The sequence below is a fragment of the Paracoccus maritimus genome (assembly GCF_025195095.1).
GTDB lineage: Bacteria > Pseudomonadota > Alphaproteobacteria > Rhodobacterales > Rhodobacteraceae > Paracoccus > Paracoccus maritimus.
This window is the reverse complement of sequence record NZ_JANAVZ010000005.1, coordinates 289,237-301,987: the sequence shown is the minus strand read 5'-3', so window position 1 is coordinate 301,987 and position 12,751 is coordinate 289,237. Positions and strand designations below refer to the sequence as shown.

Annotated in this window: 14 protein-coding genes; 1 reads left to right on the top strand and 13 read right to left on the bottom strand. The window is 61.6% G+C overall.

Annotated features, from left to right (window positions below; all coding sequences use genetic code 11):
• Positions 1-58: 58 nt before the first annotated feature.
• The 9 genes from MU516_RS11210 to rplO form a co-directional block, all read right to left on the bottom strand.
• A complete protein-coding gene (locus MU516_RS11210; protein ID WP_209056526.1) occupies positions 59-649 on the bottom strand; it encodes an acyl-homoserine-lactone synthase in 591 nt (196 codons plus the stop codon).
• Between the two features lie 63 nt (positions 650-712).
• Positions 713-1,324, bottom strand: a complete 612-nt coding sequence (locus MU516_RS11205; protein ID WP_260277293.1) for a helix-turn-helix transcriptional regulator — start codon at positions 1,322-1,324, stop codon at positions 713-715.
• A 341-nt stretch (positions 1,325-1,665) separates the two neighbouring features.
• Positions 1,666-2,082, bottom strand: coding sequence for a 50S ribosomal protein L17 (rplQ, locus tag MU516_RS11200; RefSeq protein WP_209056529.1), 417 nt, complete (start codon positions 2,080-2,082; stop codon positions 1,666-1,668).
• A 107-nt stretch (positions 2,083-2,189) separates the two neighbouring features.
• Positions 2,190-3,206: a DNA-directed RNA polymerase subunit alpha gene (locus MU516_RS11195; protein WP_209056530.1), complete on the bottom strand. Its 1,017-nt coding sequence runs from the start codon at positions 3,204-3,206 to the stop codon at positions 2,190-2,192.
• A gap of 115 nt (positions 3,207-3,321) precedes the next feature.
• Positions 3,322-3,711 carry a 30S ribosomal protein S11 gene (gene rpsK, locus MU516_RS11190; RefSeq protein ID WP_089344978.1) on the bottom strand — a complete coding sequence of 130 codons (390 nt, stop codon included), beginning with the start codon at positions 3,709-3,711 and terminating at the stop codon, positions 3,322-3,324.
• Positions 3,712-3,723: 12 nt separating this feature from the next.
• Positions 3,724-4,092 (bottom strand): 30S ribosomal protein S13, encoded by a 369-nt coding sequence (gene rpsM, locus MU516_RS11185; protein WP_209056531.1) that lies wholly within the window; start codon positions 4,090-4,092, stop codon positions 3,724-3,726.
• Between the two features lie 213 nt (positions 4,093-4,305).
• Positions 4,306-4,881 carry an adenylate kinase gene (locus MU516_RS11180; protein ID WP_425606849.1) on the bottom strand — a complete coding sequence of 192 codons (576 nt, stop codon included), beginning with the start codon at positions 4,879-4,881 and terminating at the stop codon, positions 4,306-4,308.
• A 46-nt stretch (positions 4,882-4,927) separates the two neighbouring features.
• Positions 4,928-6,298: a preprotein translocase subunit SecY gene (gene secY / locus MU516_RS11175; protein ID WP_209056533.1), complete on the bottom strand. Its 1,371-nt coding sequence runs from the start codon at positions 6,296-6,298 to the stop codon at positions 4,928-4,930.
• A gap of 109 nt (positions 6,299-6,407) precedes the next feature.
• Positions 6,408-6,884 (bottom strand): 50S ribosomal protein L15, encoded by a 477-nt coding sequence (gene rplO, locus MU516_RS11170; RefSeq protein WP_209056534.1) that lies wholly within the window; start codon positions 6,882-6,884, stop codon positions 6,408-6,410.
• Positions 6,885-7,141: 257 nt separating this feature from the next.
• Between rplO and MU516_RS11165 the strand changes: the two genes are divergently transcribed.
• On the top strand, positions 7,142-7,579 hold the full coding sequence (locus MU516_RS11165; protein ID WP_260277291.1) for a DUF4177 domain-containing protein: 438 nt from the start codon (positions 7,142-7,144) through the stop codon (positions 7,577-7,579).
• 2 nt (positions 7,580-7,581) lie between these two features.
• Here the strand turns inward: MU516_RS11165 and MU516_RS11160 are convergent, their stop codons facing one another.
• From MU516_RS11160 to recA, 4 genes are all read right to left on the bottom strand, one after another.
• A complete protein-coding gene (locus MU516_RS11160) occupies positions 7,582-8,376 on the bottom strand; it encodes a class II glutamine amidotransferase (RefSeq protein WP_260277290.1) in 795 nt (264 codons plus the stop codon).
• A 65-nt stretch (positions 8,377-8,441) separates the two neighbouring features.
• Positions 8,442-8,741 carry a DUF1330 domain-containing protein gene (locus tag MU516_RS11155; RefSeq protein WP_260277289.1) on the bottom strand — a complete coding sequence of 100 codons (300 nt, stop codon included), beginning with the start codon at positions 8,739-8,741 and terminating at the stop codon, positions 8,442-8,444.
• Positions 8,738-11,395 carry an alanine--tRNA ligase gene (alaS, locus tag MU516_RS11150; RefSeq protein ID WP_260277288.1) on the bottom strand — a complete coding sequence of 886 codons (2,658 nt, stop codon included), beginning with the start codon at positions 11,393-11,395 and terminating at the stop codon, positions 8,738-8,740. Before alaS ends, MU516_RS11155 begins: the two co-directional genes overlap by 4 nt.
• Positions 11,396-11,601: 206 nt before the next feature.
• Entirely contained in the window at positions 11,602-12,672 is a 1,071-nt protein-coding gene (gene recA, locus MU516_RS11145; RefSeq protein ID WP_260277287.1) for a recombinase RecA, read from the bottom strand.
• Positions 12,673-12,751 lie beyond the last annotated feature (79 nt).

Sequence of the window (12,751 nt, the reverse complement as noted above, 5' to 3'; positions counted from 1 at the left end):
CGGCGATACTAGGCCTGGCGAAGGGGGCGAACCAGCCCCCTTCCAGCACCCGGAAAGATCAGTGCATCTTGCCCGACAAATCGATCGACACGCACTGGAAACTGCCGTCGTCGATCCACATCTCGCGGCCGATCGCATGTGCATCCAGACCGCAACGCCCATACCAGCGCGGCCAGTTCGCACCGGTCAGCGCGATCAGCTTGGTCGCGCCCAGTTCGCGGGCAGAGCCCGTCATCGCCTCGACCATCTTGAAATGGACCTTGCGGCGATACATCTGCGGAATCGAATGGCTGACGAACACGCGCGAACATTCCCAAGTCTGCTCCTCGACAGGGGCATCGCCATACAGCAGATCCTGTGGGATCGACCCGCCAAGGATGCCTTTCTGTGCGTCGCGAATCATGTAGCTGTAAATGCCACAGCGCGCCGTGGTGGGCGTCAACCGGATGCCGGCCATGACGGCGCCCTTGTCATGGATCGCGATCCAGCGACTTTGCGGCGTGTCATACTGGTCGAATTCCATGTCGTCCGCTTCGGGAAGGTCCCAGTTCTTCTGGACGATGAAGCTTTGCTTGCGCGCACGGAACAGGTTTGCGAACAGTTCTCCGTGGTTGTGGAGGTTCGAGAATGAAAGGGTGGTCGTCTGCATTATTACGTACTCCTGGGGTGTGAGGGGACCCCTCACCGCCTCACGGTTCCCCTGGGCGAACGCCTACAACAGACGGTATTCCTTGGCCCTCTGCAGCGCCTCGGCAGTCGTTCTGGCCTTCAGTCTTTCACGAACCGAGATCAGCCGAGCCTTGAACGCGCTTTCGGTAATGCCAAGTTTGGCAGCCGCTGCTGCGTGACGATCGCCCTCCGCGATGCAACGAAGGGCTTCTTTCTGAGCCTTTGTCAGGCTCGCCGGCGGCTCCGTGATTTCGTGAAGCCGTCGTACCGTTGTCGAGATATCTGCGATCTCGTCATCCTTGAACTCGCGGTCGTCGCGCGCAAAGCTTGCGATGGTGCGAGAGCTGATCGGTCCGTGAGAGACCGTCAGCCCGAAAATCAGGCCGTGATCGGCGGCATCCTTGAGGATGTTGAACGGATCGGGAATCGGCAGATTCGACCAGCGGCAGGCGCCCGTCGTCGAAAACCCCCATGCGATCGTGGGGTCACGAAGCGCGTAGCCGTTCTGGGAATAGAAATCCGCCCATTCCTGTGGGTAGGTTTGAAATTGCATCAATGGCGCAGCAAAGCGGATGTGCAGGCCAACAAAATAGCCTGACGGGGCAAATTTGCCCAGTTTCCGCAATCCGGCGTTTATGTCAGCGCGTGAGGACATGACTTTTTAGACAAATTGAGTTCGTTACCGTCAACGTACAAAGTAGTGTTGGAGCAATATAGTTGCTAGTCCGTTAATGATCGCAGGATTATATCTTGGCGCGGACAGACCCGATGATAGCCTTACCGGACGATTTGCGCCAGCAATTGCTTGATCTGCAACATTGCGGGGCGCTGGATCTTGCCGAGTGTCGTGACGTCGCTGTGGCACTGAAGCACCTTATAGATCGACCCGGCCGCCCCAGGAATTCTGGCGCATCCAACGAAAACGCCCCGCCACTTCAACAGCGGCAGGGCGTCTGATTCGTATGAGTAGCGCCCATCACGGGCGCCAGGCCATTATCAATCCTCGGCAACTTCAGCTTCGGTGCGCGCCCGATCAGCAGCGCCCTTGGCCGACGGATCGCGGTCCACCAGTTCGATGATCGCCATGGGGGCCATGTCACCATAACGGAAGCCGGCCTTCAGGACGCGGACATATCCACCCTGGCGGTCCTTGTAGCGGGCGCCCAGCTCGTCGAACAGCTTGGCGACGTGCTGGTCCTGCTTCAACTGCGACGCGGCCTGACGGCGGGCGTGCAGATCGCCGCGCTTGGCAAGCGTGATCAGCTTTTCCACGATCGGACGCAGTTCCTTGGCCTTGGGCAGCGTCGTCTTGATCTGCTCGTGCTCGATCAGCGAGCCGGCCATGTTGGCAAACAGCGCCTTGCGGTGCTCGTGGGTACGGTTGAGGCGGCGATAGCCGCGGGCGTGACGCATGATGATCTCCTAGTGCGTGTTTTGCTTTGTCCGGCAGCCCATGCGTGCGGGCCACTCTCCTTGGGGCTTGCGCCCGAATGGGACGGGGGTCACCCCCCGTCCATTTCTCAGAACTGGTCGTCGAAACGCTTGGCCAGATCCTCGATGTTCTCCGGCGGCCAATCGACCACGTCCATGCCCAGGTGCAGGCCCATGCCCGACAGCACTTCCTTGATCTCGTTCAAGGATTTGCGGCCGAAGTTCGGGGTCCGCAGCATCTCGGCTTCGGTCTTCTGGATCAGGTCGCCGATATAGACGATGTTGTCGTTCTTCAGGCAGTTCGCCGAACGGACAGACAGCTCCAGCTCATCAACCTTCTTCAACAGGCGCGGATCGAATTCCAGCCCGTCATCGCTGTCTTGGCGGCTGGCCGATTCCGGCTCGTCGAAGTTCACGAACACCGAAAGCTGGTCCTGAACGATCCGCGCGGCGTAGGCCACGGCGTCTTCCGGCGTCAGCGAGCCGTCCGTCTCGATCTTCATCGTCAGCTTGTCATAGTCCAGCACCTGCCCTTCGCGGGTCGGCGTGACTTCATAGCTGACACGCTTCACCGGCGAGAAGATCGCATCGATCGGGATCAGACCGATCGGGGCATCTTCGGGACGGTTCTTGTCCGCGGCGACATAACCCTTGCCGGTCGCGACGGTCAGTTCCATGTTCAGATCGGCGCCGTCATCCAGATGGCAGATGACATGATCGCGGTTCAGAACCGTGATACCGGCGGTTTCCTGAATGGCGCTGGCCTTGACCTCGCCCGGACCCTTCGCCGCAAGCGTCAGCCTCTTGGGGCCTTCGACATCCATCTTCAGCGTGACGCCCTTTAGGTTCAGCACGATGTCGGTGACGTCCTCGCGGACCCCGGCAACGCTGCTGAATTCGTGCAGGACGTTATCGATCTGGACCGAGGTGATCGCGCCGCCCTGCAGCGACGACAGAAGCACCCGGCGCAGCGCGTTGCCAAGCGTCAGGCCAAAGCCCCGCTCCAGCGGCTCGGCGACCAGCGTCGCGGTCCGGGTCGCGTCTGCGCCCGGCTTGACGACCAGCTGTGTCGGCTTGATGAGCTCGGCCCAATTCTTGTGGATCATGGATTTGCCTCCATACTTGTTCCCGGCCCATGACCAAGGTCGGAAACGCCCGAGGTGAAATGCGAAAAGTCCTGCCCGCGCCTCTTGGCACGGGCAGGGTATTGATAATCCAGGATCAGACGCGGCGACGCTTGGGCGGGCGGCAGCCGTTATGTGCAATCGGGGTCACATCGCGGATTGCCGTGATGTTGAAGCCGACCGCAGCCAATGCGCGCAAGGCCGATTCGCGGCCCGAGCCGGGGCCCTGAACTTCGACTTCCAGCGTCTTCACGCCATGTTCCTGCGCCTTGCGGCCGGCGTCTTCGGCGGCCATCTGTGCGGCGTAGGGCGTCGACTTACGGCTGCCCTTGAAGCCCATCGTTCCGGCGGACGACCACGAGATCGCGTTGCCCTGAACGTCAGAAATCAGGATCTTGGTATTGTTGAAGCTGGAATTAACATGCGCCACACCGGTGGCGATGTTTTTGCGTTCCTTGCGCTTCATACGAGTCTTGTCGCGAGCCATTGTCCGTCCCCCTTACTTCTTCTTGCCGGCGATCGGCTTCGCCGGGCCCTTGCGGGTGCGGGCATTGGTGTGGGTGCGCTGACCGCGGACCGGCAGGCCACGACGATGACGCAGACCACGATACGACCCCAGATCCATCATCCGCTTGATGTTCATCTGGTTCTCGCGGCGCAGATCGCCTTCGACGGTCAGATTGGCGTCGATATACTCACGGATCTGCAGAACTTCGGCATCCGACAGCTCGTTGATGCGGCGCGCGCGGTCGATGCCGACGGCCTCGCAGATCTGTTCGGCATACATGGAGCCGATGCCATGGATATAGGTCAGTGCGATGGGGACACGTTTCCCCGTCGGAATGTTGACGCCAGCAATACGAGCCACGCGTTATCCTTTTCCAGTTGCGGTTCCGTAGCACCGGAACCTTTTTTCACAACACAAGGCCCGAGGGCCGTGCCTTCGGGCCAGTCTATCGTCCACCCGACATGCGGATGATTCTCTTACGAGATGCCGTGATCTAAAGGCAGACGCCTGCCCCGTCAAGGGCAGGCGTCGAATTCATCTTGACAAGCCGCAAAGCGGATCAAGGCGAAGGTTTCAGTCCCCCAGAACGTCCGCGATCTGGGCGGCCACCTGGTCCATCGGCGCCATGCCGTCCACCTGCCGAAGATCGCCCTTGGCATAATAGTAACCAAGAAGCGGCGCGGTCTTCTTGTAGTACTCGCGCAGGCGGTCGGAAAAGACCTCGGGCGTGTCGTCCTTGCGCACAGGCTCACCGGCAGCGCGCGATTCCTCGGCGCGCTTGACGATGCGTGCAACCAGCGCCTCGTCATCGACCTTCAGTTCAATCGCGGCATCCAGTTTCATGCCCATCTCGGTCAGCAGATCGCCCAACGCGTCAGCCTGAGCCAGAGTGCGCGGGAAGCCGTCAAAGATGAAGCCCTTGCCGCCCTCTTCCAGTTTCTCGCGGATCAGACCGATGACGATCTCATCGGTAACCAGTTCGCCGCGGTCCATGACCGCTGCAACGCGATTGCCCATTTCCGTGCCCGAACTGCGGGCCGCGCGCAGCATGTCGCCCGTCGACAACTGCACCACGCCCCGATCTTCGACCAGTTTCTTGGCCTGCGTTCCTTTGCCGGCACCCGGAGGCCCCAGAAGAATAATGTTGATCGTCATGAAAGCCTGTCCCCCTCGGCTGGCTGTTCTTCAGTCAGTCTCAGCGACGCGACGGTGCGCGGCGCGGCTTCGCGGTTCCCGGCTTCCGTTTACCACGCAGCTGGGATTTCTCAATCAGGCCTTCGTACTGATGTGCAAGCAGATGGCTTTGCACCTGGTTGATCGTATCCATCGTCACCGAAACCACGATCAGGACCGATGTGCCGCCAAAATAGAACGGCACCGACCACTGGTGACGGATGATTTCGGGCAGCAGGCAGACCCCTGCCAGATAGGCCGAACCGATGACCAGCACCCGGTTCACGACGTAATCCAGATATTCTTCGGTACGCTTGCCCGGACGGATGCCGGGAATGAAACCGCCCTGATTTTTCAGGTTGTCGGCCACATCGTCGGATTTGAACGACACGTTCTGGGTATAGAAATAGGCGAAGAACACGATCATCGCCGCGAAGAACAGCAGGTAAAGCGGCTGCCCGGGTCCGAAATATGCCAGGATCGTGGACATGATCGGGCCCGCCTGGTTGCCCGAGAAGGTCGAGATGGTGACCGGCAGCAGCAGCAGCGAGCTGGCGAAGATCGCCGGAATGACGCCAGCCGGGTTAACCTTGATAGGCAGATGCGACGACTGGCCATCATAGATCTTCATGCCGACCTGACGGCGCGGGTACTGGATGCGCAGCTTGCGCAGCGCGCGCTCCATGAAGACAACGAAGGCGATCACCGCGACGACCATGACGATCACGCCAAGAATCACCGGAGTGGAAATCGCGCCCGACCGTCCCTGCGCAAAGAAATTGGCAAGCGCGGCGGGAATCTCGGCGACGATGCCGACGAAGATGATCAACGAAATGCCGTTGCCGATCCCGCGCGCGGTAATCTGTTCACCCAGCCACATCAGGAACATCGTCCCGCCGACCAGCGTAATCACGACCGAGGCCTGGAAGAACAGGCCCGGCGTGTGCGCCAGTCCGCCAGCCTCAAGGCTGCGTGCCAAGCCGTAAGCCTGGAACAGCGCCAGCAGCACGGTGCCGTAGCGCGTATACTGGTTGATCTTCTTGCGGCCCTGCTCGCCCTCTTTCTTCAACTGCTCCAGCGACGGCACCATGGATGCCAGCAACTGCACGATGATCGAGGCCGAAATATAAGGCATGATCCCCAGCGCGAAGACGCCCATCCGTCCCAGCGCGCCACCGGTGAACATCGACAGGATGCCGCCGATGCCCGACTGCGCCTGCTCCATGAAGTTCCGAAGCGCGGCGCCATCGATCCCTGGCACCGGGATATAGGTCCCTAGGCGATAGATGATCAGCAGTCCGATCGTGAACCAGATGCGCTGGCGAAGTTCCGTGGCCTTGCCCAATGCCCCCCAAGAGAGGTTAGCGGCCATCTGTTCTGCGGCTGACGCCATGTGAATCCGTCCCGTGTCATGACAGCGCCGCCGACCCGTTTCCGGGGACCGGCGGCGCCTGGAAAACCTGCTTCGCTATCTATGGGGCGCGTGCGCCCCAATCAACAGCTTATTCCGCGGCCGCCGCAGCAGCCGGCAGCGTCACCTTGCCGCCCGCCTTCTCGACCGCTTCGACAGCAGCCTTGGATGCGCCGGTGACGACGATGGTCAGCCCCGCCTTCAGTTCGCCTTTCGCCAGCAGACGCACACCGTCCAGCTTGCGGCGGACGATACCGGCTTCGACCAGCGAATCCTCGGTCACTTCGGCTTTCGGGTCCAGCTTGCCTGCATCCACGAAGGACTGCAGTTGACCCAGGTTGATCACCGCGAAGCTTTTTGCGTTCGGCTTGGTGAAGCCACGCTTGGGCAGGCGACGATACAGCGGCATCTGGCCGCCTTCGTAACCACCCAGCGCGACGCCGGAACGCGATTTCTGACCCTTGATACCGCGGCCAGCGGTCTTGCCCTTGCCCGAGCCGGGGCCGCGCGCAACACGCTTTTTCTTGCGGTTTGCGCCTTCGTTATCGTGAATTTCATGCAGTTTCATGTCGCTTCTCCTTGGCCGGACACATCCTCGAAGCGAGACAGGATGGCCACGGCATTTCTTGGTTTCATCAGTCGATGCCCGTTTCAGGCACCGCGCGCTGATACCGAAGCGTGGCGGTCCGGTCAAGCATCCCATCAGATGCCGACTGCCGGGCCACAGAACCGACGCGGATTTGCCGGATCGTGCGACCCGCGCGCACTTTCCTTGTGGCGGCGACTGCTTTATCTGTCATCTCGGATCTCAGGCAGGACAGCACGATGCGCTTCGAATATACCGCCATTCCGGCCCCGACCCGCGGCGAAAAGGCGAAAGACGCGAAGACCCCGACAGACCGGTACGCCCTGGCGGTCGCGGCCGAGCTGAACCGGATGGCATCTGAGGGCTGGGAGTATATCCGGGCCGATGTTCTTCCCTCGGAAGAGCGCAGCGGACTGACGGGCCGTGCCACCGTCTATCACAATCTGCTGATTTTCCGCCGTCCACAGACCGCATCGGCCGGCAGCGTCGCAGATATGGAACGCAGGCCGCAGCCGGAATATCCCGCCGCGGCGTCGCCTGCGCCGCAGCCGCGCCCCACCCCGCATCTGCCCGAAGCTGCATCACCTGGCCGCGCGGTTTCATCCGATCCCGCCGACCCCCAGCTGTCGAACAGGGCCGAAAGTGGATCCGACCACAAGGCAGATTCGCAGGGCTGAGGTCAGGCAACCTGCGCCGTTTCCTCGATCCGGAAATCGCTGATCTTCACTTCCTGCCCCTCGAAGATGCAGAAGCTGCCCGACGGCACTTCTTGCCAATCATCCTCATCCGTCTCCAGAGGTTCTGACACCACCGCCCGCCCATTGCGACTGTCGGACCAGCGATGGAACAACGTCGGTGCATGGTCGTCGCTCGCGCAGCGCAGTGCGAACAGACGGATGCCATCCGAAAAGGCGCAGGTGACGCGAACATGCGGTGCCATGCCTCGGCGGCGCGACAGGGCCGACAGGCGCCCGATTGCGCGACTCATCGCGCCGATCGGGTCGTCGGCCAGACCCTCACCCAGTGCGATCAGGAACAACGCCTCACTGTCGGTCGCGCCCTTGCGGTGTCCATACAGCGCATCGGGTATCAGAAAATCGGCATCGCGACGGAAAGCATCGTAGCCGCCGAACTGGCCATTATGCATGAAGGACCAGTTTCCGACGACGAAAGGATGGCAATTGTTGCGGCTGGTCGCGGTGCCGGTCGAGGCGCGGACATGTGCCATGAACAGGCCGGAGCGCACCTGGGCGACCAGACTGCGCAGGTTCGGGTCCGACCAAGCGGGCATCACATCGCGATACAGCCCCGGTGCGCCGCGTTCGCCGTACCAGGCCAGTCCGAAGCCGTCGGCATTGACCGGCGTGGTGCAGCGGGTCGCGCCTTGGCTTTGCCGGATCAACGAATGCGCCGGGCGGCTGACGATATCTTCAAGGAAAATGGGTTGGCCCACATAGGCCGCCCAACGGCACATGATCCTGCCCCTTCGTGTCTTGACGTCTTTGCGCCAGCCCTAGCACGAAAGTCTGAGGCGTTCACCTATTCAGATGCAGGCGGGGTTTCCTCGACGATCACAAGGTCGCGCTCGGCCGCGCCCTTGGCATGTTCAAGGGCAGCCTGGTATTCCCTGCTCTCGTAACAGGCAACTGCGGCCTCAAGGCTGGGAAAGCGGGCCACGACATTGCGTGAACGATCGCCGCCTTCCATTTGCCTGTAGCGCCCACCGCGGGCCAGAAAGACGCCACCATGGGCCGCGATTGCCGGGCCGGCCGCTTTCGCATAGCGACCATAGGCCTCGGCATCGATCACATGGACATGGGCGATCCAAAGCGCGGTCATGCGATCTCTCCGATCAGCTTCTCAACCTCGGCAAACGCGGCATCGGCGGCATCAAGGCTGGGCGCACCGCCCTGTGCGCGGTCGGGGCGGCCACCGCCACCCTTGCCGCCAAGCGCAACCGTTGCCGCCTGAACCAGCGTCACCGCGCTGAGACGTTCCACCAGATCCGGGGTCACGCCCGCCGCGACGGTTGCCTTCCCGTCGGCTTCAGCCAGGACCAGCACGGCACCGCTGCCCAGTTGCGCCTTCATCTCATCAACCAGAGGGCCAAGCTCTTTGCCGCCGACCCCCTCGACCCTGCGGCCGATGAACTTGACGCCGCCGATTTCTTTCGCCTCGGCCGCTCCGCCACCGCCCATCGCCAACTGACGCTTCAGCTGTGCGACCTCGTTGGCCAGCGCCTTGCGTTCATCCGACAGCGCGCGCACGCGGTTCACGACATCGCCAGCCTGGGCCTTAAGGATGCCTGCAATCTCACTCAGCTGACGGTCGGCGCCGCGCAGATATTCCAGCGCCGCCTGGCCGGTCAACGCCTCGATCCGGCGCACCCCCGCACTCGAGGCGCCGTCGCTCAGCAGGGCAAATGCCCCGATATCGCCGGTGCGCGCGACATGGGTGCCGCCGCAAAGCTCCAGCGAATAGGTCTGACCGTCGCCGCCCTTGCCCGAATTGGCCTGCCGGCCCATCGAGACGACCCGCACCTCATCGCCGTATTTCTCGCCAAACAGCGCCTGCGCGCCGATGGCGCGGGCATCGTCGGGTGTCATTATGCGGGTTTCGACGGGGCTGTTCTGGCGGATATAGTCGTTCACCTCGCCTTCGATCTTCGCCATTTCCTCAGCGCCAACCGCATGGTTGTGGCTGAAGTCAAAGCGCAGCCGATCCGGCGCGTTCAAGCTGCCGCGCTGTGCGACATGTTCGCCAAGCGTGCGCCGCAAAGCCTCGTGCAGCAGGTGCGTGGCCGAATGGTTTGCCCGGATCATGCCGCGACGATCATGGTCCACCGACAGCTGCGCAGCCTGACCGCGGGCCAGCGTTCCCATCGTCACCTCGGCCACATGTACGAACACGCCCGCGACCTTCTTGGTGTCGGTCACGCGCGCGGCGCCGGTCTCGGTCTTGATCAGACCGCTATCGCCGACCTGACCGCCCGATTCAGCGTAGAACGGAGACTGGTTCACCACGATCTGGATCGTGTCGCCTCCCCTGGCCTCGGCAATCTCGGCACCGTCCTTAACCAGGGCCATGACCTGCCCCTCGGCCTCTTCGGTGTCATAGCCCAGGAATTCGGTCGCGCCATGCTGATCGGCCAGATCATACCAGATCGCGGCGTCCTTCGTCTCGCCGCTGCCGGCCCAGGCCGCGCGTGCCTTCGCCTTCTGTTCGGCCATGGCAGTGTCGAAACCCGCAATATCCACCGCCCTGCCCTGCTCGCGCAACGCGTCCTGCGTCAGGTCCAGGGGGAAACCATAGGTGTCATACAGCTTGAAGGCAGCTTCGCCGGGCAGGTTCGCGCCTTCTGGCAGTTTGCCCAACTCGTCATCCAGCAGGCGCAAACCACGATCCAGTGTCTGCCGGAAACGGGATTCCTCGGATCGCAGGGTTTCCTCGATCAGGGCCTGCGCACGATTCAGTTCGGGATAGGCCGCACCCATCTGATGAACCAGCGCGGGAACCAGCCTGTGCATGACGGGATCCTGCGCACCCAGCATATGAGCATGGCGCATCGCGCGGCGCATGATGCGGCGCAGCACATATCCGCGACCTTCGTTACTGGGCATCACGCCATCCGCGATCAGGAAACTGGTCGAGCGCAGGTGGTCGGCGATCACGCGATGATGCACCTTGCCGGGTCCATCTGGATCGGCGCTGGTCGCATGCGCGCTGGCCTCGATCAGGCTGCGCATCAGGTCGGTGTCATAGTTGTCGTGCTTGCCCTGCAGCAGCGCTCCGATCCGTTCCAGCCCCATTCCGGTGTCGATCGACTGCATGTCCAAAGCGCGCATCGAGCCGTCTTCGAACTGCTCGTTCTGCATGAAGACCAGGTTCCAGATCTCGATAAAGCGGTCGCCGTCCTCGTCGGCAGAACCCGGAGGGCCACCCCAGATATGGTCGCCGTGATCAAAGAAAATCTCGGTGCAGGGACCGCAGGGGCCGGTAGGGCCCATCTGCCAGAAATTATCGCTGGTCGGGATGCGAATGATGCGGTCATCCGACAGACCCGCGACCTTCTTCCATATATCAGCGGCCTCGTCATCGGTGTGATAGACCGTGACCAGCAGCTTGTCTTTCGGAATGCCGAAATCCTTTGTCAGCAATTCCCACGCATAGGGGATCGCCTCGGACTTGAAATAATCGCCGAAGCTGAAGTTGCCCAGCATCTCGAAGAACGTATGGTGACGGGCGGTGTAGCCTACATTGTCCAGATCGTTGTGCTTGCCGCCCGCGCGGACGCATTTCTGTGCGGTCGTCGCGCGGTTATAGTCGCGCGTCTCGACACCGGTGAACAGGTTCTTGAATTGAACCATCCCGGAATTGGTGAACATCAGCGTGGGATCGTTTCGCGGCACCAGCGGGCTGCTGTCGACCACGCGGTGACCGTTCTTCTCGAAGAAACCTAGAAAGGTGGATCGGATATCGTTCAGACTGGGCATGAGGGGCCTTCATCGCAAGCATGCTTTCCGGCCACTGCCGGGCTGTCGCCCGGTCTAGCCCCCGTGGGGTTCACTGTCCAGCGATCCAAGGTGCCCCGCAGGCTGATCGCAATGACAGAAGCCAGCAGATCGTCGAAGATGTGGAATCCGCGAAGGAACACCCCGCCGGGGCGATGCCCCGCCGCGGCACAAATCGTAAAGCCTGGTCAGTCTTCGGTCAGCGCCTCTTCCTCGCCGCCAGCGGTGTCGAAATCCAGGCCGTGGCTGGCGCGGATCTTGTCTTCGATCTCGGTGGCGGCGTCGGGGTTCTCGCGCAAAAACTGCTTGGCGTTCTCGCGGCCCTGCCCGATCCGCTGATCGCCATAGGAATACCAGGCGCCCGACTTTTCAACCACACCAGCCTTGACGCCCAGATCGATCAATTCGCCCATCTTGCTGATGCCTTCGCCATACATGATGTCGAATTCGACTTGCCGGAACGGCGGCGCGACCTTGTTCTTGACCACCTTGACGCGGGTCGAGTTGCCGACAACCTCATCGCGGTCCTTGATCGATCCGGTGCGGCGGATATCCAAACGGACCGAGGCATAGAATTTCAGCGCGTTCCCACCGGAAGTGGTTTCGGGGTTACCGAACATCACGCCGATCTTCATGCGGATCTGGTTGATGAAGATCACCATGCAGTTCGACCGGCCGATGCTGGCGGTCAGCTTGCGCATTGCCTGGCTCATCAGGCGCGCCTGCGCACCCACCTGATGATCGCCCATATCGCCTTCGATCTCGGCCTTTGGGGTCAGTGCCGCAACCGAATCGACAACCACCATGTTGACCGCACCGGAACGAACAAGCGTATCGACGATTTCCAGAGCCTGTTCACCGGTGTCGGGCTGACTGATCAGCAATTCGTCAAGATTGACGCCCAGCTTGCGCGCATATTGCGGGTCCAGCGCATGTTCCGCATCGACGAAGGCACAAACGCCGCCTTTCTTCTGTTCTTCGGCCACCGCATGCAGAGTCAGCGTCGTCTTGCCACTGCTTTCAGGGCCATAGACCTCGATGATGCGTCCCTTGGGCAAACCGCCGATGCCAAGGGCGATGTCCAGCCCCAGCGAGCCGGTCGAGGTTGCCTCGATCTCGGTCACCGGGTTGTCCTTGCCCAGCTTCATGATCGAACCCTTGCCGAACTGACGCTCGATCTGTGCCAGTGCACTGTCCAGCGCCTTTTGCTTGTCCGCGCCGCGTTTGTCATTCATGTCGAAAATGCTCGCCTGTGCCATGTTGTCCTCACCGTTATTTCACAGCCCTCGAAGCGGGGCAATCTGTCGAGCCGTGGAGAATGTTCACTTCTTGTTCTTA

Excerpts from the sequence above, each read along its gene's own strand:
- MU516_RS11165 (WP_260277291.1), top strand. The coding sequence starts at position 7,142 with ATGCGCTTCGAATATACCGCCATTCCGGCCCCGACCCGCGGCGAAAAG.
- MU516_RS11205 (WP_260277293.1), bottom strand. The coding sequence starts at position 1,324 with ATGTCCTCACGCGCTGACATAAACGCCGGATTGCGGAAACTGGGCAAA.
- MU516_RS11160 (WP_260277290.1), bottom strand. The coding sequence starts at position 8,376 with ATGTGCCGTTGGGCGGCCTATGTGGGCCAACCCATTTTCCTTGAAGAT.
- MU516_RS11155 (WP_260277289.1), bottom strand. The coding sequence starts at position 8,741 with ATGACCGCGCTTTGGATCGCCCATGTCCATGTGATCGATGCCGAGGCC.
- secY (WP_209056533.1), bottom strand. The coding sequence starts at position 6,298 with ATGGCGTCAGCCGCAGAACAGATGGCCGCTAACCTCTCTTGGGGGGCA.
- rpsK (WP_089344978.1), bottom strand. The coding sequence starts at position 3,711 with ATGGCTCGCGACAAGACTCGTATGAAGCGCAAGGAACGCAAAAACATC.
- MU516_RS11195 (WP_209056530.1), bottom strand. The coding sequence starts at position 3,206 with ATGATCCACAAGAATTGGGCCGAGCTCATCAAGCCGACACAGCTGGTC.
- rplQ (WP_209056529.1), bottom strand. The coding sequence starts at position 2,082 with ATGCGTCACGCCCGCGGCTATCGCCGCCTCAACCGTACCCACGAGCAC.
- MU516_RS11210 (WP_209056526.1), bottom strand. The coding sequence starts at position 649 with ATGCAGACGACCACCCTTTCATTCTCGAACCTCCACAACCACGGAGAA.
- alaS (WP_260277288.1), bottom strand. The coding sequence starts at position 11,395 with ATGCCCAGTCTGAACGATATCCGATCCACCTTTCTAGGTTTCTTCGAG.
- recA (WP_260277287.1), bottom strand. The coding sequence starts at position 12,672 with ATGGCACAGGCGAGCATTTTCGACATGAATGACAAACGCGGCGCGGAC.
- rplO (WP_209056534.1), bottom strand. The coding sequence starts at position 6,884 with ATGAAACTGCATGAAATTCACGATAACGAAGGCGCAAACCGCAAGAAA.